Annotated in this window: 21 protein-coding genes; 3 read left to right on the top strand and 18 right to left on the bottom strand. The window is 73.9% G+C overall.

Annotation, left to right across the window (positions count from 1 at the left end):
• Nucleotides 1-33 precede the first annotated feature (33 nt).
• From ACLIBK_RS09240 to ACLIBK_RS09225, 4 genes are all read right to left on the bottom strand, one after another.
• Nucleotides 34-1,002 (bottom strand): NAD(P)-dependent oxidoreductase, encoded by a 969-nt coding sequence (locus ACLIBK_RS09240; RefSeq protein ID WP_415386959.1) that lies wholly within the window; start codon nt 1,000-1,002, stop codon nt 34-36.
• A 38-nt stretch (nt 1,003-1,040) separates the two neighbouring features.
• Nucleotides 1,041-2,111: a trypsin-like peptidase domain-containing protein gene (locus ACLIBK_RS09235; RefSeq protein WP_415386958.1), complete on the bottom strand. Its 1,071-nt coding sequence runs from the start codon at nt 2,109-2,111 to the stop codon at nt 1,041-1,043.
• Between the two features lie 167 nt (nt 2,112-2,278).
• Nucleotides 2,279-2,986, bottom strand: coding sequence for a hypothetical protein (locus tag ACLIBK_RS09230; protein WP_415386957.1), 708 nt, complete (start codon nt 2,984-2,986; stop codon nt 2,279-2,281).
• A 14-nt stretch (nt 2,987-3,000) separates the two neighbouring features.
• The gene (locus ACLIBK_RS09225; protein WP_415386956.1) at nt 3,001-3,741 is read right to left on the bottom strand and encodes a hypothetical protein; all 741 of its coding nucleotides are present in this window, start codon (nt 3,739-3,741) and stop codon (nt 3,001-3,003) included.
• 195 nt (nt 3,742-3,936) lie between these two features.
• Here ACLIBK_RS09225 and ACLIBK_RS09220 point away from each other — a divergent pair, with 195 nt between their 5' ends.
• Genes ACLIBK_RS09220 through ACLIBK_RS09210 form a run of 3 tightly spaced genes read left to right on the top strand, consistent with a single transcriptional unit; the run spans nt 3,937 to nt 6,778 of the window.
• Nucleotides 3,937-6,204, top strand: a complete 2,268-nt coding sequence (locus ACLIBK_RS09220; protein ID WP_415386955.1) for a heavy metal translocating P-type ATPase — start codon at nt 3,937-3,939, stop codon at nt 6,202-6,204.
• Nucleotides 6,201-6,584: a MerR family transcriptional regulator gene (locus ACLIBK_RS09215; RefSeq protein ID WP_415386954.1), complete on the top strand. Its 384-nt coding sequence runs from the start codon at nt 6,201-6,203 to the stop codon at nt 6,582-6,584. The genes ACLIBK_RS09220 and ACLIBK_RS09215 overlap by 4 nt, the downstream gene beginning before the upstream one ends.
• A complete protein-coding gene (locus ACLIBK_RS09210) occupies nt 6,581-6,778 on the top strand; it encodes a heavy-metal-associated domain-containing protein (protein ID WP_415386953.1) in 198 nt (65 codons plus the stop codon). The genes ACLIBK_RS09215 and ACLIBK_RS09210 overlap by 4 nt, the downstream gene beginning before the upstream one ends.
• Before the next feature lie 162 nt (nt 6,779-6,940).
• On the opposite strand, the gene ACLIBK_RS09205 is transcribed toward ACLIBK_RS09210, so the two are convergent.
• The 14 genes from ACLIBK_RS09205 to ACLIBK_RS09140 all read right to left on the bottom strand — a co-directional run bounded on the left by ACLIBK_RS09205 (nt 6,941) and on the right by ACLIBK_RS09140 (nt 24,607).
• On the bottom strand, nt 6,941-7,141 hold the full coding sequence (locus ACLIBK_RS09205) for a hypothetical protein (protein WP_415386952.1): 201 nt from the start codon (nt 7,139-7,141) through the stop codon (nt 6,941-6,943).
• Nucleotides 7,142-7,233: 92 nt separating this feature from the next.
• On the bottom strand, nt 7,234-8,121 hold the full coding sequence (locus ACLIBK_RS09200) for a dihydrodipicolinate synthase family protein (protein ID WP_415386951.1): 888 nt from the start codon (nt 8,119-8,121) through the stop codon (nt 7,234-7,236).
• A 31-nt stretch (nt 8,122-8,152) separates the two neighbouring features.
• Complete coding sequence (locus ACLIBK_RS09195) at nt 8,153-9,097, bottom strand: nucleoside hydrolase (RefSeq protein WP_415386950.1); 945 nt, start codon at nt 9,095-9,097, stop codon at nt 8,153-8,155.
• 120 nt (nt 9,098-9,217) lie between these two features.
• The gene (locus tag ACLIBK_RS09190) at nt 9,218-10,831 is read right to left on the bottom strand and encodes an ABC transporter substrate-binding protein (RefSeq protein WP_415386949.1); all 1,614 of its coding nucleotides are present in this window, start codon (nt 10,829-10,831) and stop codon (nt 9,218-9,220) included.
• Nucleotides 10,832-10,895: 64 nt separating this feature from the next.
• The gene (locus tag ACLIBK_RS09185) at nt 10,896-12,785 is read right to left on the bottom strand and encodes a glycoside hydrolase family 15 protein (RefSeq protein ID WP_415386948.1); all 1,890 of its coding nucleotides are present in this window, start codon (nt 12,783-12,785) and stop codon (nt 10,896-10,898) included.
• 107 nt (nt 12,786-12,892) lie between these two features.
• Complete coding sequence (locus ACLIBK_RS09180; RefSeq protein ID WP_415386947.1) at nt 12,893-14,572, bottom strand: M3 family oligoendopeptidase; 1,680 nt, start codon at nt 14,570-14,572, stop codon at nt 12,893-12,895.
• Between the two features lie 84 nt (nt 14,573-14,656).
• The gene (gene glp / locus ACLIBK_RS09175; RefSeq protein WP_415386946.1) at nt 14,657-15,976 is read right to left on the bottom strand and encodes a gephyrin-like molybdotransferase Glp; all 1,320 of its coding nucleotides are present in this window, start codon (nt 15,974-15,976) and stop codon (nt 14,657-14,659) included.
• A gap of 5 nt (nt 15,977-15,981) precedes the next feature.
• Nucleotides 15,982-16,290 carry a formate dehydrogenase subunit delta gene (locus ACLIBK_RS09170; protein WP_415386945.1) on the bottom strand — a complete coding sequence of 103 codons (309 nt, stop codon included), beginning with the start codon at nt 16,288-16,290 and terminating at the stop codon, nt 15,982-15,984.
• On the bottom strand, nt 16,287-17,108 hold the full coding sequence (gene fdhD, locus ACLIBK_RS09165; RefSeq protein ID WP_415386944.1) for a formate dehydrogenase accessory sulfurtransferase FdhD: 822 nt from the start codon (nt 17,106-17,108) through the stop codon (nt 16,287-16,289). Before fdhD ends, ACLIBK_RS09170 begins: the two co-directional genes overlap by 4 nt.
• On the bottom strand, nt 17,095-19,938 hold the full coding sequence (fdhF, locus tag ACLIBK_RS09160) for a formate dehydrogenase subunit alpha (RefSeq protein ID WP_415386943.1): 2,844 nt from the start codon (nt 19,936-19,938) through the stop codon (nt 17,095-17,097). Before fdhF ends, fdhD begins: the two co-directional genes overlap by 14 nt.
• 13 nt (nt 19,939-19,951) lie before the next feature.
• Nucleotides 19,952-21,511, bottom strand: coding sequence for a formate dehydrogenase beta subunit (locus tag ACLIBK_RS09155; RefSeq protein ID WP_415386942.1), 1,560 nt, complete (start codon nt 21,509-21,511; stop codon nt 19,952-19,954).
• Nucleotides 21,508-21,996, bottom strand: coding sequence for a formate dehydrogenase subunit gamma (locus tag ACLIBK_RS09150; RefSeq protein WP_415386941.1), 489 nt, complete (start codon nt 21,994-21,996; stop codon nt 21,508-21,510). Before ACLIBK_RS09150 ends, ACLIBK_RS09155 begins: the two co-directional genes overlap by 4 nt.
• 260 nt (nt 21,997-22,256) lie before the next feature.
• The gene (locus ACLIBK_RS09145; RefSeq protein WP_415386940.1) at nt 22,257-23,750 is read right to left on the bottom strand and encodes an amidase; all 1,494 of its coding nucleotides are present in this window, start codon (nt 23,748-23,750) and stop codon (nt 22,257-22,259) included.
• A 29-nt stretch (nt 23,751-23,779) separates the two neighbouring features.
• Nucleotides 23,780-24,607 (bottom strand): alpha/beta fold hydrolase, encoded by an 828-nt coding sequence (locus ACLIBK_RS09140; protein WP_415386939.1) that lies wholly within the window; start codon nt 24,605-24,607, stop codon nt 23,780-23,782.
• Nucleotides 24,608-24,736 lie beyond the last annotated feature (129 nt).

Genomic DNA, 24,736 nt, shown 5'->3' with positions numbered 1-24,736 from the left:
CGTGCGGCGCAGCGCCGCCCGGCCGCGCGGCGCTCAGCGGCGCAGCACTTCCGGGTTCACCACCACGTCTTCGGGCAGGACGCCGTTGAAGCAGTCCAGCACGCTCTGCGCGGCGGACATCGCCATGCGGCGGGTGCCCTCGTTGGTGGAAGCGGCGATGTGCGGCGCGAAGATGATATTGGGCGCGCCCAGCAGCGGGTTGTCGGCCACCATCGGCTCCACCAGCACCACGTCCAGCCCGGCCATGCCGACCTGGCCGGAGCGCAGCGCCTCGGCCAGCGGCTCCTCCTGCACCAGGGCGCCGCGGGCGGTGTTGATCAGCACCGCGCCGCGCTTCATCGCCGCCAGGAACTCCGTCCCCACCAACCCGCGGTTGGGGCCGGAGGAGGGCAGGTGCAGCGTCACGATGTCGGCCTCGGCCAGCGCCGCCGGCAGGTCCGTCACCGCCTCGTAGCCGGCGCCGCGGATGGTGCCCACGGGGATGAAGGGGTCGCGCACCAGCACGCGCATCCCGAAGGCGGCGCAAAGGCGCGCGACGCGGGTGCCGATGCGGCCGAAGCCCAGGATCAGCACGGTCTGACCGGCGACGTCGCGCGTCGGCAGTTCCGGCGTCACGCCCCAGCCCATGCTGCGCACGCGCTTGTCGTAGTCGATGGTGCGGCGGTTGCAGGCCAGCATCAGCATCAGCGCGTGCTCGGCCACCGAGCCGGCATTGGCCTCGGGCGTGATGGTCACGGCCACGCCGCGCGCGGTCAGGCCGGGGACGTCGATCAGGTCGTAGCCGACGCCGTGCCGCGCCACGATCTTCAGCCCCGGCGCCTTGGCCGCCATCTCGCCGTTCACGACGTTGGTGCGCACGATGATGCCGTCCGCGCGCGGCAGGGCGTCGTCCATCGCCTCGGGCGTCAGCTTGTGCACGATCTCCACCGTCACGCCCGGTGCGGCGCGCAGCAGCGCGATCGCGTCGTCGTGGATGGGGCGCATGATCAGGACGTTGGGCATGGAACCTCGTGGGAAGAGAACGGCGTGCCGGTGCGGGCTCAGCGCTCGCAGCGGATGAACACGGTCGCGCGGTTGGCGATCTCGCCGACATCGGCGGTGGAGCGGTCGGGGCCGCGGCTCTCGGCCTGGCCGGGCTGCAGGCCGGCGGCGCGCAGGAAGGCGGCGGCGCGCTCGCCCTTCACCGCGAAGTTGATGTTCTGCGAGATGTCGCCGGTGCGCTGCGCCACGCGCGACGCATTGAGCTTGCTGACCACCACGCCCACCACGTTGCCCTGCATGTCCAGCAGCGGCCCGCCGGAATTGCCGGGCTGCACGGGGGCGGAGATCTGGAACTGGTCCTGGTTGTCCTGCAGCCCGGCGAGCCCGTTGATCTCGCCCCGCGTCAGCTTGGGGTCAGAGGAGAGCAGACCGGCCAGCGGGAAGCCGTAGGCCACCACGCCCTCGCCGCGGCGGACGGGGTTGGTGCGGAAGGGCAGCACGGCGCCGGTCAGCCCAGGCACCCGCAGCAGGGCGAGGTCGAGCCGCGCGTCCACCTGGGCCGGCGGCACGGCGGCGAAGCTGCGCCCTTCCGGCGAGCGCACCAGCAACCGGTCGCAGCCATCCACCACGTGGCGGTTGGTCAGCACGCGCTCGCCCGCCACCAGGAAGCCGGTGCCGGTGGAAGCGCGGGCGCCGGGGGTGGGCTGCGCCGCGGGCGGGGTGGGCGTGGGGGCGGTGGGACGGGTGGCGACGGAAGCGTCCAGCGCCACCGTGCGGTCGCCGGCGCAGATCTCGTTGTCGCGGCGGATCGCCTCGCGGCCGTCGGCCAGCACCAGGCGGAAATCGAAGCGGCAGCCCGCCTCGGCGCGGGCGCGCATGGTGTAGGTGGCGTCGGGCGCCAGCGGCTGGGTGAGGTAGTTGCGCCCCCAATCGGTGCGGCCGGAGCGCACGGCGAAGAGTTCCCGGGCCTCGGATCCGGTGCGGTTCACCACCCGGAACGGCGCCCCTGCCGCGGGGGCCCCGGCGCCGGGGGTTGGGGCGCCGGGGGCCGGGGCGGGCTGCGGCGCGGGGGCCTGGGCAGCGGCGGAGGTGGCGAGCAGGAGGCCGGCGAGGAGCAGGGCGGGGCGCATGGGTCGCAGGGTGTCGCGCCCGCCGCGGCGGCGGTCAATCCGTTCCTTCGGCCGGCCCGCCGGCCTCCCTGCCCGGCTGCCCGGCGGCAATCCGCCTGCCGCCCCGGCCCGTCGGCGGGCGGGGTTCCGGCGGGGCCGGGCCTTCGCCGGCGGGCGGTGCGACGCGCTCAGCCCGCGCCGTTCTCCGCATCGCGGTCGGGCAGGCGGATGCCGCGGTACTCGCCGCTGGTGCGCAGGGTGATGGTGACCGGCGCGCCCGAGCGGTTCAGCCAGGACCAGCCCTGGTAGCCGTCGGCGGTGGCGATCAGCCGGCCCTCGTCGGCCTCGGCCTGGGCGCGGGTGGCGCCGCGGGGAAAGGCACCGCGCGTGCTGCCGAGGCGCTCGCCCTCCATCTCCACGTTCACCGCGCCCCCGGCGGCGTTCCACACGTAGTCGGCGCGGGCGCCGCGGCGCATTTCCAGCTGCACCCGGGCGCGGCCGCCGGGGGCCAGGGTCAGCACCGTCTCGTGCGCCGGCTGGGCGGCGGGCTGGCTGCCGTCCGACAGCACGGCGGGGCTGTTGGCGGCCGGCGGGGTGGCGAGGTCCACCAGCGGCTGCAGCCGGCGCAGCTGCGCTTCCACCGCGGCGAGGCGGGCGGTCACCTGGTCCAGCTCCGGCAGGCGGGCGGCGTGGCGCGCGGCGGCGGCGTCCAGCGCGGCCTTTTCCTCGCCCATGGCGGTCAGCCCGAGCAGCCGGCCGGTGCCCAGCGGGTCCAGGCCGCGCTCGGCCGGCAGCACGACGGCCAGCAGGAGGAGCAGGGCCGCCAGCAGTGACAGCAGCGTGGCGCCGCGCAGATGGGCCGCGCTGGGCGCCGCCTCGGGGCGGGGTTCGGGCATGGAAACGGCTTCCGTCAGGAGAACAGGGCGCCCACCAGCCCGTCGCCGGACAGGACGAAGCCGAGGGTGAGCAGGACGAGGTTGGCGAGGTAGCCGTGCCGCCGCAGCCCGGCGCGGCGCCAGTGCGCCAGCAGCAGCGCGGTGACAGCGGTGGCGAGCAGCAGGCCCAGCAACCCGCCGAGCTGCATCGCCAGCAGGTTGGCGGTGCGGCCCAGCGGCGCCGGCACGAAGCCTTCCGGCACGGCGGTGAGCCACAGCCCCTGGGCGAGGCCGAACACCAGCACGGGCAGCACGCCGTCGGCGAGGCCGAACCAGCGCCGCCAGGCGCCAAGATTGCCCAGCGCCATCCAGGCCACGGCCAGGCCGGCCAGCAGCTTGGGCAGTTCGGGCGACAGCGGGCCGGGAACGCGCTGGCCCAGCAGCAGGCCGAGCAGCGCCCCGCCCAGCAGCAGGAGCAGGGCGCGGCCGATCTCCCGCGGGCGGGGCCGCAGGAACAGTGCCGCCAGCAGGAACAGCCAGGGCGCGGCGGAGAGCAGGAGCTGCTTGGCGCCGAGATACAGGAAGGGGATCGGCTGGGCGCCGCTGGCCGTCCACACGAAGCCCGCATCCCCGGTCAGCACGGGCTGCGCCAGGGCCGGCGGTGCCCAGGCCGCCCCGGAGAGCAGTGCAGCGAGCAGCGCGGCGACGGTGGCCCGTCGCCACCCCGAACCGTCCCGGCGCGGCGTCGCGGGAAAGACTGCGGGGTCTGCGGCCATGGTAAAGATCCGGTCCCGGACACGAGGGGGTGGCCCCGCCCCGGCAGGGCCGGCGGGACCCGGCCGCACGCGGCCGGGCGCGGCTTCATGCCCGCTCCGGCGAGGGAGGTCGAGCGGTTCCGGCGGAGATTGCGCCGGCGCACCGGTGTCGGGCCTTGACCTTCCCGCAGCGGGAAGCCCCACCTGGGGAGCGTTATGCCCGACGACCTCGCCGCCCTGCCCCGCCCGGCCCCGGCCGCCACGACGCCGCCCCGCGCGACGGGGCATCCCGGCATCTCCGCCGGCGGCGGGACGGTCACGCAGGTCGACCTGCCGGTGACGGGGATGAGCTGCGCGTCCTGCGTGCGGCGGGTGGAAAAGGCGCTGCGGGCGGTGCCGGGCGTGGCTTCCGCCCAGGCCAATTTCGTCACCGGCCACACGGAGGTGCGGCTCGCGCCCGGGGTGGAGACGGCGGCGCTACGCCCGGCGCTGGTGTCGGCCGTGGAGCGCGCGGGCTACGGCCTCGCGCCGCCGCCGGCCGCGGCCGAGGCGCCGGGATGGACCGCACAGGAATGGCTGCGGCCGGCGCTGGCGGCGGTGCTGGCGGCGCCCTTCCTGCTCGGCATGGCCGGGATGGCGCTGGGGCTGGATCTGATGCCGGGCGGCTGGGTGCAGCTGGTGCTGGCCAGCCTGCTGCAGTTCGGCATCGGCGCGCCGGTGTACCGCAAGGCCTGGGGCGCCCTTCGCGCCGGCACGGGCAACATGGAATTGCTGGTGGCCCTGGGCACCAGTGCCGCCTGGGCGCTGTCGCTGTTCCTGCTGCTCCGCGACGGTTCGCACCACGCGCTGTATTTCGAGGCCGCGGCGACCGTGCTGTTCTTCGTCACCCTCGGCCGCTTCGCCGAGCACCGCGCCCGCGGCGCCGCCGGCGCGGCGGTGGCGGCGCTGCTGCGGCTGCGGCCGGAGATGGCGCTGCGCCTGGACGCCGCCGGGCGGGAGGAGGAGGTGCCCAGCGCCGCCCTGCGCCCCGGCGACCGCGTGGCGGTGCGCCCCGGCGGCCGCATCCCCGCCGACGGCGTGCTGGAGGGCGGCGAGGCCGGGGTGGACGAGGCCGCCCTGACCGGGGAATCCCGCCCCGTGCCGCGCGGGCCCGGCGACGCCGTGGCCGCCGGCACGGTGGTGCTGGACGGCCGGGTCGTGCTGCGCGTTTCCGCCGTGGGCGGCGACACGCGGATCGCGCGCATCGCGGCGCTGGTGGAAAGCGCGGGCAACAGCCGCGCCCCCGTGCAGCGCCTGGCCGACCGGGTCAGCGCGGTGTTCGTGCCGGCGGTGCTGGGGATCGCGGCGGCGACTTTCGCGGGCTGGTGGTGGTTCGGCGGCGACCCATCCGTGGCGCTGCTGAACGCGGTGGCCGTGCTGGTGGTGGCCTGCCCCTGCGCGCTGGGGCTGGCGACGCCGGCGGCGCTGGTGGCCGGCACCGGCGCCGCGGCGCGGGCCGGCATCCTGCTGCGCGACGCCGAGGCGATCGAGCGCGCCCGCGGCGTGTCGTTGGTGGCCTTCGACAAGACCGGCACCCTGACCCTGGGCCGCCCCGCCCTGGCGGCGCTGCACCCCGCCCCCGGGGTGGACCCCGCGACGGCGCTGCGGATGGCCGCGCGGCTGCAATTCGGCAGCGAGCACCCCTTCGCCCGCGCCGTGCTGGACGCCGCGCCCGGCCCCGTTTCCCCCGCCGAGGATTTCCGCGCCCTGCCCGGCCGCGGCGTGTCCGGCCGCATCGACGGGCGCGCCCTGCGCCTGGGCAGCGACCGGCTGCTGGACGGCGCCGCGGTGCCGGACGCCCTGCGCGACGCTGCGGCGGCGGAAGCGCGGGCCGGGCGCAGCCAGTCCTGGCTGATCGAGGATGGGCGCGTGCTGGCGCTGCTGGCCTTCGAGGACGCGCCCCGCCCCGGTGCGGCCGAAGCGGTGGCGGCGCTGCGGGCCGCGGGGCTGGAAGTCGCGATGCTCAGCGGCGACCACGCCGCGGCGGCGGCAGCGGCGGCGCGGCATTTCGGCATCGCGGAAGTGGCCGCGCAGCTGCTGCCCGAGGACAAGGCGGCGCGGCTGCTGGCTTGGCACGCCGCGGGGCGCCGGGTGGCCATGGTGGGCGACGGGGTGAACGACGCTCCCGCCCTGGCAGCCGCCGATCTCGGCATCGCCATGGGCTGCGGCACGGATGCCGCCCTCGCCGCCGCGCACATGGCGCTGCTGCGGCCCGACCCGCGGCTGGTGCCGGCGGCGCTGGCGGTGGCGCGGGCGACCTGGCGCGCGATCGCGCAGAACCTGGGCTGGGCTTTCGCGTTCAACGCCTTGGCGATCCCCGCCGCGGCGCTGGGCTTCCTGTCACCGGCCCTGGCGGGGGGTGCGATGGCGCTGTCCTCGCTGGCCGTGCTGGGCAATGCGCTGCGGCTGTCACGCTGGACGCCCGCCAAGGAGCTGGCCGCATGAACATCGGCGAAGCCGCCGCCGCGAGCGGCCTGAGCACCAAGGCGATCCGCCGCTACGAGGAAGGCGGGCTGATCCAGCCGCGCCGCCTGCCCAACGGCTACCGCGTGTATTCCGAGGCCGACGTGGTCGCGCTGCGATTCACCCGCCACGCGCGGGAGCTGGCCTTCCCGCTGGCGGAGGTGAAGCGGCTGCTGGAACTGTGGCGCGACCGCGGCCGTGCCAGCGCCGAGGTCCGCAGCATCGCCTTGCAGCACGTCGCGGCGCTGGAAGCCAAGGCGGCCTCGCTGCAGACCATCGCCGGCAGCCTGCGCCACCTGGCGAGCGCCTGCCACGGCGACAGCCGCCCCGATTGCCCCATCCTGGAGGAACTGGCCCGATGATCGAGCTGACCGTGCGCGGCATGGACTGCGCCCACTGCGTCCGCGCGGTGACGGAGGCGGTGCGGGAACTGGACCCGCAGGCCAGCGTGGAGGTGGACCTCGCCACCGGCCGCGTGCGCGCCGAGACCGGCGCGGCGCGCGACGCGGTGGCGCAGGCCATCACGGCCGAGGGCTACGAGGTGGTGGAAGGCTGAGGCGGCGGGGCTGTCAGAAAGGTCGGGGGAGTGAACTCCCCCGAGCCCCCTCCTTTTTTCGTTTGTGAAAGCGCACGGGTGGCCACGGGCGCTTCCGAAAACTCCCGATAATAGAAGGGGGTCCGGGGGGATACTTCCCCCCGGCTTACTCCATCTGCCGCCTCACTCCGGGTTGAGCTTGCGGTCCACCCAGTTGCCCGCCCGTCCCAGGGCGGCGCCGGTGTTGTTGGCGGCGCGGCCCACTGCCTCGCCCGTACGGGTGCCGGCGCGGTCCAGGGCGGCGCCGGTGCGCTCCATCGGCGCGTCGCGCTGGCAACCCGCCAGCAGCGGCAGCGTCGCGGCTGCCAGAAGAACGAGGCGCATGGTGCGGCCGGCTCCCATCGTCGAAGATGGCGCAGAGTGGTCCGTGCTGCCGCGGTGATCCAGCCCCGCCCTGCGCGAACCGGCCGGACGGGTCAGACCGCCGGCAGGGCGGCCAGGGCGGCGGCCACGGCGCGGCGGCCCTCGTCGCTCAGGGGGGCCTGGGGCGGCAGCGGGTCGCCCACGGCGAAGCCCTGCTGCTGCAGCGCGCCCTTGATGCAGGCGGCCAGCGAGTACTGCGCGAAGAGCTCGTTCAGCCGCCACAGCACGCGCTGCAGGGCCAGGGCATCCTCCCAGCGGCCGGCGCGGCACAGTTCGTAGAGGCGGACGCTCTCGCGCGGGATGGCGCAGGCGGGGCCGGCCATCCAGCCGACGCCGCCGATCAGCATCACCGCCGCCGGGATATGGGCGGAGGCGGCGAAGACCCGCAGCCGGCCTTCCGTGCGGTTCAGGATGGACAGCAGCCGGCCGGTGTTGGTGGAGGCGTCCTTGACGTAGCCGATGCGGGGATGGCGCGAGAGCGTGTCCAGCGCGCCGAGCGACAGGTCGGAGCGCTGGAATTGCGGGTTGGTGTAGAGCACCACCGGCAGGTCGGTCGCGTCCGCCACGGCGGTGAAGTAGCTGACCACCCCGGCCTCGGGCAGCGGGAAGTAGGCTTCCAGGATGGCCAGCACGCCGTCGGCGCCGATCGCCGCGACCTCGCGCGCCTGGCGCACCGCTTCCGCCGTGGTGGTGGCCGCGACGCCGGCCACCACGGGCACCCGGCCGCGCGCCTGGTCCACCACGACCTCCACGATGCGGCGGCGCTGGGCGGCGTCGAGATAGGCGAACTCGCCGGTGCTGCCGAGCGGGGTGAGGCCGTGCACGCCGCTGGCGATCAGGTGGTCCACGAGGCGGCGCAGCTCGGCCTCGAGCACCTCGCCCGCGGGGCTGATGGGCGAGACGAGGTAGGGAAAGACGCCGTGGAAACCCGCGTCGTTCATGCTGGTGTTCTCCTTGTCGGGGGCGGCGCGCTCACAACGCGGCGATGCGGTCCCAGAGCAGGTCGAAGAAGCCCGGTGCGTTCAGCTTCCACAGCACCGTGGCGTTGGGCGTCTCCCCCGTCAGCTTGAAGAAATCGCCGATGGTCTGGCCATAGCCCAGGCCGGGCTGCAGGCCGACGGTGACGTAAGCCTCGCGCGTGCCGAACAGCTTCGGGCGCAGCAGCCAAGCGATCACGCAAGGGTCGTGCAGCGGGCCGCCGGGCTCGCCGTAGCGGGCGGGGTCGTTGCGGTCATAGAAGGTGATCAGCTCCACCGCCGTGCGGGTCAGCCGGCCGTCACGCGCCTTGAGGGCCTGCACCCGCTCCGGCGTGGCCAGGGCCTGGAAGGTGACGTCCAGCGGCGCCAGCACGATCGGCGCGCCGCAGCGCAGAACGATCTCCGCCGCATGCGGGTCGGCGAGGACGTTGAACTCGGCGGTGGGGGTGCGGTTCCCGCCGGTGCTGAAGGCGCCGGCCATGGCCACCACCTGCGCGATGCCGGCCGCCAGCGACGGGTCGCGCGCCAGCGCCACGGCGAGGTTGGTCATCGGCCCCAGCACGCAAACGGTGATCTTGCGGCTTTCCGCGATCGCGGCCGCCAGGTGGCGGGTGAGGACGTCCACCGCGTGGTCGCGCTCGGCGGGGGCCGCGGATTCCGGCAGCAGCGTGCCGCCTAGGCCGCCGGCGCCGCTGTACTTGCCGCGCACCACCGGGCCCAGCAGCGGCGCGGTGCAGCCGGGATAGACCGGCACCTCCGGGCGCCCGGCCCAGGCGACGACGCGGCGGCCATTCTCCAGCGTGCGGTCGGCGGGGACGTTGCCGGCCACGGTGGTGATGCCCAGCACCTCCAGCTCCGGCGAGGCCAGGGCCAGCAGGATGGCGATGCTGTCGTCCACGCCGGGGTCGCAGTCGATCAGCACGGGCAGCGGCGTGGTCATGGCGTGGGGTCCTCGTCGGGATGTGGCAGGGCGCGGCGCAGCGCGGCCCCGCCGGGCCGGGGCGCGACGGCCGGGTCCCCGCGGGTCGGGGTGCGGCGGTTCCGGGCGTCGCGCAACACGTCAGGGCGTGGCGGGCCTGGCGTTGACCGCCAGCGTCCAGCCATCGGAGCGCGGCGCGTAGGTGAAGCCCGCTCGCGTGGCCCAGCTGTAGGAGAGCAGGAAGAGCGGGATCACGCCTTCCTCGCCCATGGCCAGTTCCGTGGCCTGCCGTAGCAGCGCCTCGCGGGCATTGTCGTCCACCGTGGCCAGGGCCTGTCGCAGCAGCGCGTCGAAGCGCGGGTTGGAATAGCGGCCGCGATTGCCGGAACCGTCGCCGCGCTCGGGGTCATAGGTCGCCAGCAGCGGCCGCAGCACGGAGGAAGCCTCGCCCGTTTCCGCCGCGGCGCCGCCCATGATCAGGCTGTACTCGCGGTTGCTGGCGCGGGTGAAGAACACCGAGCCGGGCTGCGTCACCACCTCGGTCGGGATGCCCGCGCGCGTCCACATCTGCGCCAGCGCCTGCGCCACCTTGTCGTCGTTGGGGTAGCGGTCGTTGGAGGCGTGGAGGACCAGCTTGAAGCCCTGCGGCAGCCCGGCTTCCGCCAGCAGCCGGCGCGCCGCGGCGAGGTCGGTGCGCGGTGCCGCGAGGCCGGGGACGTAGCCGAAATAGCCTTCCGGCACGAGCTGCCCGGTGGGCGTTCCCTGCCCGTCCATGATCCGCGTCACCAGCGCCTGCCGGTCCACCGACAGCGACAGGGCGCGGCGCACGCGCTCGTCGCGGAAGGGGTTGGGGATGGGGCTGCCGTCGCGCGCGGTGGCGAAGGGCGTGCGCTCCCGCTCGTGGTCGAGGTGGAGGTACATGACGCGGTTGGACGGCACGGAGGACACGGAAACGCGGTCGCCGCGCCGCAGCCGCTCGATGTCGGAGGGCGGGACGTTCTCGATCACGTCCACGTCGCCCGCCAGAAGGGCGGAGATGCGGGCGGCGTCGTTGGGGATGAAGCGCAGGCTGACGCGCTTCCAGGCCGGTGCCGGGGCGCCGGGCTGCGGATCGGCCGCCACCAGCTCCACGCGGTCGCCGGGCAGGTAGGAAGCGAAGCGGTACGGGCCGCTGCCGATCACGCCGCGGCCGGCGTTCAGCTCGGCGGTGTCGGTGTTCTCCGCCGCGCGCGGCAGGATGGCGATGCGGCTGAGGGAGTTCAGGATCAGCGGCGTCGGCTCGCGCGTGTAGATGCGCAGCCGCTTGGGGTCCAGCACCTCCACCGAGGCGATGAAGCGGACATAGGGCAGAAAGGAGGAAGGGCTGTTCCGGATGGCGGCGACGCGGCGCAGGCTGGCCGCCACATCCTCCGCCTCGACCGGGGAGCCGTCGTGGAAGCGGGCGCCGTCGCGCAGAGTGAATTCCCAGGTGCGGTCGTCCACCGCGCGCCATTCGCGCGCCAGGCCCGGCTCCACGCGCTGGTGGTCGTCCTGGTTCACCAGCCCATCGAAGATGTTGCGGGCCAGAGCGCTGTTGGAGCCGATCACGTAGAACTGCGGGTCGAGCGAGGTGATGGCGGCGCCCAGGCCGATGCGCAGGTCCTGCGCGCGAAGCGCCGCGGGCGCGCCCAGCAGGACGGCCGCGCCCAGCGCCAGGGCGGCGGCGCGGCGTCGCGGCCGCGCGGGCGGCAAGGCGGATGTTCCGGTGGTGGTCACGGCGCTTCTCCCCGAATCGCCGCACAGATTCACCCTACCGACGGTGCTGTCCAGCGGCGGCGCCTCACGGCCGGGCGGCCGCCTCGGCCTGCGGCGGGGCCGCGGTGGCGGGGTGGGCGCTGCCGCCGCCCGCCTTGCCGGCGGCCACCGCCTGCAGCCGCAGGGCGTGGTTGATCAGCGCCATGTGGGTGAAGCCCTGCGGGAAGTTGCCGCGCTGCTCGCCCGTGGCGGCGTCGATCTCCTCGGCAAACAGGCCGAGGTCGTTGCCCCTAGTGAGCAGGCGCTCCATCAGCGCTTCCGCCTCCCCCAGCCGTCCGCCCAGGGCGAGGCAGCCCACCCGCCAGAAGGCGCAGGCGGTGAAGGTGCCTTCCTGCCCCTTCATGCCGTCCGCCGTGCGGTAGCGGTAGAGCAGGTCGCCCGCACCCAGTTCGCGCTCGATGGCCTCCAGGGTGGAAAGCAGCCGGGGGTCGTCGGCCTCCACCGCGTCGAACAGCGCCGTGCGCAGCACCGCCGCGTCCAGATCATCCGAGCCGTAGAACTGCGTGAAGGCATCGCGGCGGGGGTTCCAGCCGCGTTCGAGGTATTCCGCCCGCATGGCGGCGGCGGCCTCTTCCCAGCCGCGGATGCGCTCTTCCGGCAGGCGGCCGATGCGGCGGGCGATTCGGGCGGCGCGGTCCAGCGCCACCCAGATCAGCGCCTTGGTGTGGAACATGTGCTGCGGCGGGGTGCGCGGTTCCCAGATGCCCTGGTCCGGCTCGTTTCGCGCCGCCAGGGCGCGGTTGGCCAGGTTGGTCAGGGCTTCCGGCAGGCGGTCGTCGGTTTTCTCCGGCGGGTCGTAATCCACCGCGTCCAGAAAGGCGTGCAGCGCCAGGAGGTGCTCGCCGTAGATGTCGTGCTGGGTCTGATCCGCAGCGCCGTTGCCGATCCGCACCGGCCCGACCCCGCACCAGCCGCGCAGGTGGGGCAGATCCTCCTCCGGCGGCACGGGGCCGTCGATGCCGTACATCAGCCGCAGCTCGCGCCCGTGGCTGGGGTCGGCGTGGCGCAGGAAGCGCAGGTATTCCGCCGCCTCGCGCACGTAGCCGAGTTGCACGAAGGAGGTGACGGTGAAGCTGGCGTCGCGCAGCCAGGCGTAGCGGTAGTCGTAGTTGCGGTTGCCCGGCACGGCCTCGGGCAGGCCCAGGGTGGGGGCGGCGATGATGGCGCCGGTGGGGGCATAGGTCAGCAGCTTCAGGCAGAGCACGGAGCGCAGCACCGCTTCCCGGTACGGACCGTCGTAGCGGCAGCGGCCGCTCCATTCTTCCCAGTAGCGGCGGGTTTCCGCCAAGCGCCGCTCGGCCCCTTCCAGGTCCGACACCGCCTCCACCGCGCCGTCACGGCCCTGGGTGAGCACCAGGAAAACCTGCTCCCCCGCCCGCAGCGCGAAGCGGGCCTCCGCCCCCTCCCCCGCCAGGGCCAGGGGGTGCGAGCAGCCCGCGCGCAGCCGGTGCTCGCCGGCCTCGAACAGGACGGTGCCGTCCGGCTCCCGCCACGGCGCGCAGGAACGGCGGGCGTAGTCGAAGCTGGGACGCAGTCGGAAGCGGCCGCGCAGCTCGCCGGCCTCGCAGCGCAGGAGGCGGATCAGGCGGCTTTCCGTGTCGCCGTCGGGGCCTTCGCAGCGATCCGTGGGCGGCGGCCGCACCGGCATGAAGTCCAGCAGCACGGCGCACCCGCCCGCCGTGCGGAAGGTGGTTTCCAGGATGTTGGTGCCGGGCAGGTAACGCCGGGTGCTGCCTTCCAGCGCCTCGAACTCCACCGAGCAGCTGCCGCCCTTCTCATCGTCCAGCAGGCGCAGAAACAGCGCCGGGCTGTCGTGCCGCGGCCAGCACAGCCAGTCCACCGAGCCGCCACGGCTGATCAGGGCGGTGGTGTGGGTATCGCCGATCAGGCCGTAATCGCTGATGGGAAGGGACATGGGGCGGGCCTCGGGGCGGGCACGTGTGGCGGGCATGGCCCGGCGGCCACGACGCTTCCCGGAACGGCGCGCGGCCCCCGGCGTTGCGGCCGGGGACGCGGAACGGTTCAGGCCGCCAGCGCCGCCTCCGCCTCGCGCACCACCTCGGCCAGGGCACCGGGCGCGAAGGGGGAGATCAGCCCGGCCGAGCGCACGAGATCACCGAAGGGGGCGGAGCCGCCGCGGCCGCACAGCGCCACGTAGCGGGCCATGGCGTCGGCGTAGTCGCGCCGGGACTGCACCCAGAACTGCATCGCGCAGCACAGGGCCAGGGTGTAGTCGATGTAGTAGAAGGGCGAGCGGTAGATGTGCGGCTTGGCCTGCCAGCGCCCGCCCTTGGCGGGGTAGGCGAGGTCGCCGTAGTCGGTCCAGGGCATGTAGTGCCGCTCCAGCCGCTGCCAGATCGCGTGGCGTTCGGCGGGCGTGGCCTCGGGATGGGCGTAGACCTCGTGCTGGAAGTGGTCGACGCAAACGCCGTAGGGCAGGAAATACAGGCTGGTGAGGAGGTGCAGGCGGCGGAAGCGGTCGGCCGCGCCCTCCTCCACCATCAGTTCCATCTGCGGGTGGCAGAGGAATTCCAGCCCCATGGAGTTGATCTCGGCCGCTTCCATGGTGGGCCAGAGGTAGTCGATGCCGGGCTGGTCGCGGCTTTCCCAGTTCTGGAAGGCGTGGCCCATCTCGTGCGTGAAGACGCCGATGTCGTGGTTGGTGCCGTTGAAGTTGGCGAAGATGAAGGGCACGCCGTAGCAGGGAAAGGAGGTGCAGAAGCCGCCGCCCGCCTTGCCCGGCCGGTTCTTGAGGTCCAGGAAGCCGCCACCGTGCATCAGCCGGTAGAAGCGGCCGAGGCCGGGGTCCATGGCATCGAACATCGCCTGGGCGCGGGTCACCAGCAGGTCGTGCCCGCCGGCCGGCTTGGGGTTGCCGCGCGGGTCCACCAGGCTCTCGTCCCAGTAGCGCAGGGTGTCCCAGCCATTGTCGCGCCGTTGCTGCTCCATCAGTCGGGCCACCAGCGGCACCACGTGCTCGGCCACCTGGTCGCGGTAGCGCGCGACCTCGTCCGGGCCGTAGTCGACGCGGCGCATGTTGCGGTAGGCGAGCGGCGTGTAGCTCTCGAAGCCCAGCTTGCGCGCCATGCCGTGGCGCAGCTTCACCAGACCATCGAAGATCGTGTCCAGCTCGGCGCCATTGGCGGCGAAGAAGCTCCAGCGCAGGGCCTCGGCGCGGTGGCGCACGGCGCGGTCGGGGCTTTCCGCGAAGGGCGCCAGGCCGGACAGGTTCACCTTGCCGCCGCCGATCTCGAAGCGGGCGGAGGCCAGCAGCTCCGTGTAGCGGGCGCCGAGGCGGGATTCCTCCTCCAGGTCAGCGGCGATGGCCGGCTCGAAGGTGGTGACGTCGGTTTCCCACAGTCGCAGCGCGTGTGCGCCGGCGAGGCGTTCGAGGTCGCGGCGATCGGGGTCCGCCAGCAGCCGGCGCTTCAGCGCCACGTCGTGGTCGGTGGCGACGGGGGCCAGGGCATCGGCGTATTCGCGGGCGGCCTTGGCATCCGCATCCGCGGTATCCTGCGAGAAGCGCAGGTGCACCAGGGCGCTCCAGCTGTCGGTTTCCCGGCGCAGCTTGTCCCATTCCTCCAGCGCCTCGGCCCGGGCAGCGGTGCCGCCGCGGTCCAGCAGGGTGTGAATATCGGCGTAGCGGGCGGCGAGGCTTTCCCGCGTGGGGGTTTCTACGGAGATGTCGTCGAAGCGGAGCATGATGCGCAGGCTAGGCCCGGTCGCGGCGTTCCGGGAAGCATCGCGAGGGGCCGCGGGACTTCACGTCCGCGACGATGCCGCCCCTCACCCGCCCGCCGGCGGCGCGTGAGCCGCGAGCAGGGGCGGAAAGGCGTGGAAGCGCGCCCTGTCCTCCCCCTCCCCCGGCACCAGTTCGGCCAGGCCATCCGCCGCGGCAAGCGGCACCAGCCGGGCTGAGCTGGCGGGGCCCAGGAGTTCCAGCACCGGCCGGCCCTCGGCGTCGTCCTCCAGCAGGCGGGCGGGGGCGAATTCCACCCGGACCGGGCCGCGCGACGCGGGGCGGCGCAGCCGGGCGGGGATGCCGCGCGGCCGGGCGGCGGGCAGCCCGGCGAGGCGCCGGACCAGCGGCCGGGCGAAGAGGATCGCGCCCAGAAAGGCGGCCACGGGATTGCCCGGCAGGCCCAGCACCCGCGTCGCCCCGAGACGGCCGTGCAGCAGCGGCTTGCCGGGCTTCTGCGCCACCCGCAGCGGGGTGGCCTCGCCGCCCGCGTCGCGCAGGGCGGCGGCGAGTTGGTCGGCCTCGCTGCCCGACACGGCGCCGGAGGACACGATGAGGTCCAGCCCGGCCTGCGCGCGCAGCCGCTCCGCGATGGCGGCGCGGTCGTCCGGCAGGATGCCGAGGTCGTGCAGCTCCGCCCAGGGCGCGGCCAGGACCGCCGCCAGCATCGGGCGGTTGCTGTCGTGGATAGTGCCGGGGCGCAGGGGCTCGCCGGGCGGCAGCAGCTCGTTGCCGGTGGAAAGCAGCCCGATGCGGGGACGACGGCGCAGCGGCAGGGCAGCGAGGCCGGCGGCCGCGGCCAGGGCGATGTGGCGCGCGTCGAGCAGCGTGCCGGCCAGCAGGATCGGCGCGCCGGCCGGGGCGTCCTCGCCGGCGCGGCGGATGTTCTGGCCGGGGCGCAGCGGCAGGGTGAAGCGGACGGCGTCGCCCGCCACCTCGCAGCGCTCCCCGTACAGCACGGCCGCCACGCCCGGCGGCAGGGCGGCGCCGGTCAGCACCCGCACGGTGTCCCCGGGCGCCAGGGGCGGGCCGGGTTCGCCGCCGGCGGGGTAGCGGGCCACGAGGCGGCGGGCAAAGGGCGGCGCGAGGCCGACCGCTTCCTCCGCCACGCCGAAGCCGTCCATGGCGGCATTGTCGAAAGGGGGCAGCGGGATGGGGGTGGCGAGCTCCGCCGCCAGCACGCGGCCGGTAGCCTGGGCGAGAGGCAGGCGTTCCGTGCCGGCCAGCGGCGCGGCCGTTTCCACCACCGCGGCGAAGGCGGCCTCGATGCTCAGCGGAGCGTCGGCCGCGCAGGGGTCGGGCTGCTGGGGGCCGGACGCGGGGATAGCCGCCGCGCCGGCCCCGGGCGGCGGGGCGCCGGGGAACATGCGCGTCAGCCGGCGTCGCTGGCGAGCTGGCCCAGCTCCTCCGGCCCGCTGGTTTCGCGTGCGACCGGGCTTTCCGCCGGGCTGGCGGCGCCGCGCAGCGCGCGGAGGGCCAGCGGGTCCAGCCCTTCCCCGCCGGCGGCGAGGTGCGCCGCCATCCCCGCGCGCATCCGCGGCGTCCAGTAGGCGGCGACGTGCTCGGCGATGCCGGCGCGGGCGGCATCCTCAGGGTAGGAGCGGAAGAAGCCGGCGATCTGGTTGGCCATGCGGACCAGCTTGGCGGCTTCGTTGGCGGGGTGGTTGGGGTCGGCGCTCATGCGGGAAGAACCTCGCCCCGGACGCGCTCGGCGCCGTGGAACACGGTGATGGAGTCCCGCCGTGCCACCGCCACCAGCGTCATGTCCAGGGCCCGCGCGCGGTCCAGCGCCAGGGAGGTGGGGGCGGAGATGGCCACGATCGTGCGTGCGCCGATCGCCGCGGCCTTCTCCACCATCTCGAAGGAGCAGCGGCTGGTGACGAGGACGAAGCCCGCCGCCGGCGGGGTGGCGCGGCGCAGCAGGGCGCCCACCAGCTTGTCCAGCGCGTTGTGGCGGCCGACATCCTCGCGCAGGTGCAGGATCGTGCCGTCCGGGGCAGCGAAGGCGGCGGCGTGCACGGCGCGGGTGGCGCGGTTCAGTTCCTGCCCCTCCTCCAGCGCCAGCAAGGCGCGGCGGATCGCCGTGACCTCCACTTCGGGCGCCGGTCCGGCGGGGGCCGCCGCCGCGGGCAGCGCGTCCAGGTCCTCGATGCCGCAGATGCCGCAGCCGGTGCGGCCCGACAGCACGCGGCGGCGGGCGAGATGCACGTGCAGCCGTTGCGGCGCGAGGTTGATCTCCAGCCGCCAGCCGCGCTCCTCCTGCTCGACGCTCACGCCACGGATGTCGTCGGCGCGCCCGATCACGCCTTCCGTCAGGCTGAAGCCGAAGGCGAAGTCTTCCAGCTCCGTCGGCGTCGCCATCATCACGGCGAAGGGCACGGAGGAGAAGACCAGGCTCACCGGCGCTTCCACCGCCACGGCGCGCTCGGCCGGGCCGGGCGCGCCGTCGAAGGGCATCAGCGTGGCGGCGACGGGGCGCGCGCCCTCACTCGGCGGCATCGAGCGGCAGCTGCATCCGGGTCAGGCTGCGGTCCTCCTCGGCGAAGCGTTCCTGCCAGGAGGACAGGCGGTTGGTGCGCCGCACCTGCACGGCGGTGACCTTGTATTCCGGGCAGTTGGTGGCCCAGTCGGAATAGTCCGTGGTCACCACGTTGGCGCCGGTCGAGGCGTGGTGGAAGGTGGTGTAGACCACGCCGGGCTGCATGCGTTCGCTGATGCGGGCGGGCAGCGCGATCTCGCCGGAGCGGCTTTCCAGCGCCACCAGCTCGCCGTCGCGGATGCCGCGGTGCTCGGCGTCGAAGGGATGGATCTCCAGCACGTCCTCGGCGTGCCAGACGCTGTTGGCGGTGCGGCGGGTCTGCGCGCCGACATTGTACTGCGACAGGATGCGGCCGGTGGTCAGGATCAGCGGGAAATGGACGCCGGTGCGCTCCTCCGTCGCCAGGTATTCCGTGATCATGAACTGGCCCTTGCCGCGCACGAAGCGTTCCACGTGCATGGTGGGCGTGCCGTGGGGCGCGGCGTCGTTGCAGGGCCACTGGATGGAGCCCAGCTCCTCCAGCTTTGCGTAGGACACCCCGGCGAAGGAGGGGGTGAGCGCCGCGATCTCGTCCATGATCTCGGAGGGGTGGCGGTAGTGCATGGGGAAGCCCAGCGCGTTGCTCAGCGCCACCGTGGCTTCCCAGTCCGCCAGGCCACCCAGCGGCGACATCACCCGGCGGACGCGGCTGATGCGGCGCTCGGCATTGGTGAAGGTGCCGTCCTTTTCCAGAAAGGAGGAGCCGGGCAGGAAAACGTGGGCGTATTTCGCCGTCTCGTTCAGGAACAGGTCCTGCACCACCACGCATTCCATGGCGCGCAGCCCGGCGGTGACGTGCTGCGTGTCGGGGTCGGACTGGGCGATGTCCTCGCCCTGGATGTAGAGCGCCTTGAAGCGGCCGCCCACCGCCTCGTCCAGCATGTTGGGGATGCGCAGTCCGGGCTCGCCCGAGAGCGGCACGCCCCAGGCGTGCTGGAAGAGTTCGCGCGTGTCGTCGTCAGCGACGTGGCGGTAGCCGGAGAACTCGTGCGGGAAGGAGCCCATGTCGCAGGCGCCCTGCACGTTGTTCTGGCCGCGCAGCGGGTTCACCCCCACGCCGGGGCGGCCGATATTGCCGGTAGCCATGGCGAGGTTGGCCATGGCCATCACGGTGGTGGAGCCCTGCGAATGCTCCGTGACGCCCAGGCCGTAGTAGATCGCGGCATTGCCGCCAGTGGCGTAGAGCCGCGCGGCAGCGCGGATCTCCGCCGCGGGCACGCCGGTGATGGCTTCCGCCTGTTCGGGGGCGTGGCGCGGTTCGGCGACGAAGGCGGCCCAGCGGGAGAACTCCGCGAGGTCGCAGCGCTCGCGCACGTAGTCCTCGGCGACGAGGCCTTCCGTCACCACGACGTGCGCCAGGGCGTTGAGCAGCGCGACGTTGGTGCCGGGCAGCAGTTGCAAGTGGTGCTCGGCGCGCACATGCGGCGAGCGCACGAGGTCGATGCGGCGCGGGTCGGCCACGATCAGCCTCGCACCCTCGCGCAGCCGCTTCTTCATGCGCGAGGCGAAGACCGGGTGGCCGTCGGTGGGGTTGGCGCCGATCACCAGGATCACGTCGGCCTCCGACACCGAGGCGAAGTCCTGCGTGCCGGCCGAGGTGCCCAGCGTGGCCTTGAGGCCGTAGCCCGTGGGGGAATGGCAGACGCGGGCGCAGGTATCCACGTTGTTGTTGCCGAAGGCGCCGCGGATCAGCTTCTGCACCAGGAAAGTTTCCTCGTTGGTGCAGCGCGAGGAGGTGATGCCGCCGACGGAATCCCGGCCGTACTGCGCCTGGATGCGCTTGAATTCGGAGGCGGCGTGGGCGATTGCCTCGCTCCAGGACACTTCGCGCCAGGGGTCGGTGATCCGGGCGCGGATCATCGGGCGGGTCTTGCGGTCCTTGTGCGTGGCGTAGCCGAAGGCGAAGCGGCCCTTGACGCAGGAATGGCCCTCGTTGGCGCCGCCGTCCTTGAAGGGGACCATGCGGACCACGGTTTCGCCCTGCATCTCTGCCTTGAAGGAGCAGCCGACGCCGCAATAGGCGCAGGTGGTGACCAGCGCGTGCTCGGGCTTGCCCAGGGCGATCACGCTCTTCTCGTTCAGCGTGGCGGTGGGGCAGGCCTGCACGCAGGCGCCGCAGGACACGCATTCGGAGTGGAGGAAGTCCGTGCCGCCGGCGGACACCTTGGAGTCGAAGCCGCGGCCTTCCATGGTCAGGGCGAAGGTGCCCTGAGTTTCCTCGCAGGCGCGGATGCAGCGCGAGCAGGCGATGCACTTGGACGCTTCGAAGGTGAAGTAGGGGTTGCTCTCGTCCTTGGGCGCGTCGAGGTGGTTGGCGCCGGCGGTGCCGTAGCGGACCTCGCGCAGGCCGACGGTGCCGGCCATGTCCTGCAATTCGCAGTCGCCGTTGGCGGAGCAGGTCAGGCAGTCCAGCGGGTGGTCGGAGATGGTGAGCTCCATCACCCCGCGGCGGCGCTTGGCGATGGCCTCGCTCTGGGTGTGCACCACCATGCCGTCCTCGGCCGGGGTGGTGCAGGAGGCCGGGAAGCCGCGGCGGCCCTCGATCTGCACCAGGCAGAGGCGGCAGGAGCCGAAGGGTTCCAGCGTGTCGGTGGCGCAGAGCTTGGGGATCTTGGTGCCCATGCTCATCGCCGCCGCCATCACGGAGGTGCCTTTCGGCACGGCCACGCTCTGGCCGTCGACCGTGAGCGTCACGGTGTGGTCGGCGACGCGGATCGGCGTGCCGTAGTCGATCTCGGGGATCAGGGGCATGGCGGCGGCCTCCTCACTCGGCGGCGACGGCGGGGAGCCGCTGCGCCGGGTCGAAATCCTCGGGGAAATGGGTCAGCGCACTGGTGACCGGCACGGGCGTTAGCCCGCCCATGGCGCAGAGCGAGGCGTCGGTCATCAGCTGGCAAAGGTCATCGAGCACGGCGAAGTTCTTCGCGGGCTCGATGCCGGCGCGGATGCGGTCCAGCACCTCGGCGCCGCGCACGGCGCCGATGCGGCAGGGGGTGCATTTGCCGCAGCTCTCGATGGAGCAGAACTCGAAGGCGAAGCGCGCCTGGTCCAGCAGGTCCACGGTGTCGTCGAACACCACCACGCCGCCATGGCCGAGCAAACCGCCGGCGGCGGCGAAAGCCTCGTAGTCCAGCGGCGTGTCCAGCAGGTGTTCGGGGAAGTAGGCGCCGAGCGGGCCGCCCACTTGCACCGCGCGCAGCGGACGACCGCTGGCGGTGCCGCCGCCCCATTGCTCGATCACGGCGCGCAGGGGCGTGCCGAAGGGAACCTCGATCAGCCCGCCGCGGGCGACGTTGCCGGCCAGTTGCACCGGCAGCGTGCCCAGCGAGCGGCCGCTGCCCAGCGCGGCATAGGCCGCGGCGCCCTCGGCCAGGATGAAGGGGACGCTGGCGAGCGAGAGGACGTTGTTGACCACGGTGGGGCGGCCGAAGAGGCCCTGGATGGCCGGCAGCGGCGGCTTGGCGCGCACCATGCCGCGCTTGCCTTCCAGGCTTTCCAGCAGGGAGGTTTCCTCGCCGCAGATATAGGCGCCGGCGCCGGTGCGGACTTCCAGGTCGAAGCCGAAGCCGGAGCCCTGGATGTCGTCGCCCAGGTATCCCGCGCGGCGGGCGGCGGCGATGGCCGCCGTCATCGTGCGGATGGCGTGCGGGTACTCGGAGCGGGTGTAGACGAAGCCCTTGCTGGCCCCGACGGCGAAGGCGGCGATGGTCATGCCCTCGATCAGGGAGAGCGGGTCGCCTTCCATCAGCATGCGGTCGGCGAAGGTGCCGCTGTCGCCCTCGTCGGCGTTGCACACGACGTATTTGCGGTCGGCCTCGGCCAAGCGGACAGTGTTCCACTTGATGCCGGTGGGGAAGCCAGCGCCGCCGCGGCCGCGCAGGCCGGACAGCTTGATCTCGTCCACGATGGCTTCGCCGGTCAGGCTCAGCGCGCGTTCGAGGCCGCGGTAGCCGCTATGGGCGCGGTAATCCTCCACCGAGAGCGGGTCCACCACGCCGCAGCGGGCAAAGGTCAGGCGTGTCTGCCCGGCCATCCAGGGGTGCTGTTCCGGCCGGCCGATGCGCAGCGGGTGCGCGGCGCCCCGGAGGAAGCCGCTTTCGAAGAGGGACGCCACGTCGCCGTGCTGCACGGGGCCGTAGGCGATGCGGCCTTCGGGCGTTTCCACCTCGATCAGCGGTTCCAGCCAGACCATGCCGCGGGTGCCGGTGCGCACCACCTCGACCGCCTCGCCGCGGCGGGCGGCTTCCGCCTGGACGTCGCGCAGCACGCGCTCGGCGCCCAGGGCGACCGCGGCGGCATCGGCGGGCAGGAAGATGCGGGTCATCGGGCGCGGGCCTCCGCCACCAGCACGTCCAAGGCGGCGGCGTTCACCCGCGCCACCGGCTCGCCGTCCAGCATCGCCGCCGGGCCGCAGGCGCAGAGGCCGAGGCAGAAGGTGGGCTCCACCGTCAGCCGCCCGTCCGGGGTGGTGCCGCCCCATTGCAGGCCCAGCCGGCGCAGCAGATCCTCGGCCAGCGGCACGGCGCCGGTGGCCTGGCAGGCTTCCGCGCGGCACAGCTTGAGGACGTGGCGACCGGCCGGCTCGCGGCGGAAATCGTGGTAGAAGGTGAGCACGCCGTGCACCTCGGCGCGGGAAATGTTCAGCGCCTCGGCCACCAGGGGCACGGCCTCGGCGGGGACGTGGCCGAAGGCGTGCTGCAGGGCGTGCAGGATGGGCAGCCCCGGCCCTTCCAGGCCGAGATGCGCCGCGATGATCTCGCCGGCCAGGGCGGGGTCCCAGCGGGACGCGGTGGCGGGGACTGCGGACATGGTTCTCCCGGGAACGCGGCAGGTCGGCGCCTGCTTCTGGCCGAGATGTCGGCCCTGGCGGCGCCGGGCGCAAGCGCCGCCGGACCGGGGGTGCGCTGCCGGGGCAGCAGGGCGGGCTTTCGCCTTACTTCCTTACCGGGCCGGGCCGCGAAACGCCCCGGCGGACGGGGATTTTCTTACCATTTCAGTCACTTACACGTCAAGTCCGGCGTGCGGATGTGACAGATTCCGGCCGATCTGACACATCCGCGGCGGGGCGTTCAGCCGAAGCCCAGGAAGTTCGGGCTGTTCCGCAGCGGCGGCGCGGCGGCCAGGCGGGCGAGGTCGGGCACCGGCCGCGCGGTGCGGGGATCGCCCGCCAGTTCCCGCTCCAGCGCCGCGGCCACCGCCAGGACCTTCGCGTCGCCGCCGCGCGGGCCGACGATCTGCAGCCCGAAGGGCATGCCGTGGCGGTCCAGCCCCAGCGGCAAGGACAGGGCGGGATGCCCCACCAGCGACACCGCGTAGGCCAGGGCGAGCCAGTGGAAATAGGTCCGGGTCGGCGTGCCGTCGATCTCGGCGGGGAAGAGCTCGGTCCAGGGGCGCGGGCTGATCGTGATGGAGGGGGTCAGGATCACGTCGTGGCGCGTGAAGAACGCCTGCCAGCGGCGGTAGATGGCGGTTTGCGCCAGCTCCGCCCGGGCCACGTCGGCGGCGCCGTAGCGCAGCCCTTCCTCCACGTTGGCGCGGACATTGGGGCCGAGCTGGCCGGGGTCGCTGCGGTAGCGGTCGAGGAAGCCGGCCAGGAAGCCCACGGCGCGGAGGACCTCGAAGGCCTCGTCGGTGCCGGAACAGTCGGGGGTGGTGTTCTCGGCGGCCGCGAAGAGGTGGCGGAACAGGTCGGTCTTGCTCGCGAACTCCTCGCGGATCTCGCGCGCGGTGGGGGCGAAGCCGAAATCGGGGGTGATCGCCACGCGCAGGGAAGCGAGGTCGACGGGCGCGGGGGTGGCGTAGTGTTCGGGGCGCTGGATGCGGCGGCCGTGCACGGTGGTGGCCAGCGGGTCGGCGGGGTCGTCGCCCACGATGGTGGAAAGGAGCAGGCAAAGGTCGGGCACGCTGCGCGCCATCGGGCCCAGCACGGGCAGGGCGGACCAACCCAGGCCGCGTTTCTCGTTGGGCACCAAGCCGGGGGTGGGGCGGAAGCCCACGATGCCGCAAAAGGCTGCCGGGTTGCGCAGCGAGCCGCCATTGTCCGAGCCGGTGGCCAGCGGCACCATGCCCGTGGCCAGCGCCACGGCCGAACCGCCGGAGGAGCCTGCCGCCGAGCGCTGCGGGTCGAAGGGGTTGCCGGTGGCGCCGAACACGGAATTGCGGGTGTTGGCCCCTGCCCCCCATTCCGGCGTGTTGGTTTTGCCAGGGATCACGGCGCCGGCGGCGCGGATGGCGCGCACCAGGGCCTGGTCTTCCGCAGGGACGTGGTCGCGAAAGAGCGGGCTGCCGTAGGTGGTGCGCATCCCGCCCACGTCTTCCAGGTCCTTGATGCCCACCGGCAGGCCGTGCAGCGGTCCCAGCGCTGCACCGCGGGCGGCCGCGTCGTCGGCGGCGCGGGCGGCGGCCCGGGCGCCGGCGTCGTCGCGCACCACCATCGCGTTCACGGCATGGTCCAGCGCGTCCGTGCGGCGGAGGCAGCTTTCCAGCAGTTCGGCCGCCGAGAGCTTCTTGGCACCGATCAAGGCGCGGGCCTGCACGGCCCCGAGGTCGCAGGGTTCGGTCATGGTGTGGGCCTCGTCGGGGGTGGCGCGGGTCAGTCGGCGGCGGCCGCGACCAGCATTTCCGTGAGCTGCTCGGGCTGGTCCACCATCACGTCGTGGCCCGTGGGAAGCTCGAAGGTGCGCCAGGACCCGTCGGCCTTGCGGGATTCCAGGGCGCGGTCGAAGAACGGGTTGGGGAAGCGGGTGGCGCGGATATAGGTCTTGCGCGCCACCTTCTCGCGCGCGCCGGTCAGGGTGATCGGGTCGAAATAGGTGCCCAGCGGCTGCGGCGTCATCAGTTCCGCCACCCAGGCGGCGTCGGCAGGGTCGGCGATCATGAAGGCGCCCACGGCGAAGGGCGGGCGGGACACGTCGCCGCGCGCCCAGGCTTCCTCCATCGCCTTGCGCGACGCCTCGGGCTGGAATTCCACGGCGCGCTGGCCGTTCTCGGGAAAGAAGGCGTCCAGGAACACGAGGGCGCGCAGCTGCGGCAGCACCTGCTCGGCCGCGGCCGAGATGGCCCAGCCGCCGAAGGAATGCCCCACCAGCACCACGTCCTGCAGCCTTTCCCAGCGGAACAGGTTCACGAGGTCCGCCACATGCGTCGCCTGGTTCACGTCGCGGCTGAGCAGGTGCGAGCGGTCGGCCAAGCCCGTGAGCGTAGGCGCGAAAACCTTGTGGCCGCGGGCTTCCAGCCGGTCGGCCACGCGGCGCCAGCACCAGCCGCCGTGCCAGGAGCCGTGCACCAGCACGAAAGTGCGGCGTTCGGGGTCCGGCCGCGGGACGGCCGGCTGGGCGGCCGCCGGCTGCGGCAGGCCGGCGGCGAGCGCCGCGCCGGTGGCGCCGGCCAGCGCCCCGGCCACGGATCGGCGGCGTGTCATGGGCATCCCGGTTCTTCCCTCCCCTGCATGGCGGCTGCGGGGTCAGCAGACCACGTTCCGGGCCGCGGGGACACGGGCGGGTCCGAAGGCGCGCGCTCCCGGCGGGAACGGCGCCTCCCCTGCCCCGGC

The sequence above is a fragment of the Roseomonas sp. BN140053 genome, assembly GCF_047690175.1.
GTDB lineage: Bacteria > Pseudomonadota > Alphaproteobacteria > Acetobacterales > Acetobacteraceae > Roseomonas.
The sequence above is the reverse complement of the archived record's forward strand: the minus strand, read 5'-3'. Positions and strand labels throughout refer to the sequence as shown.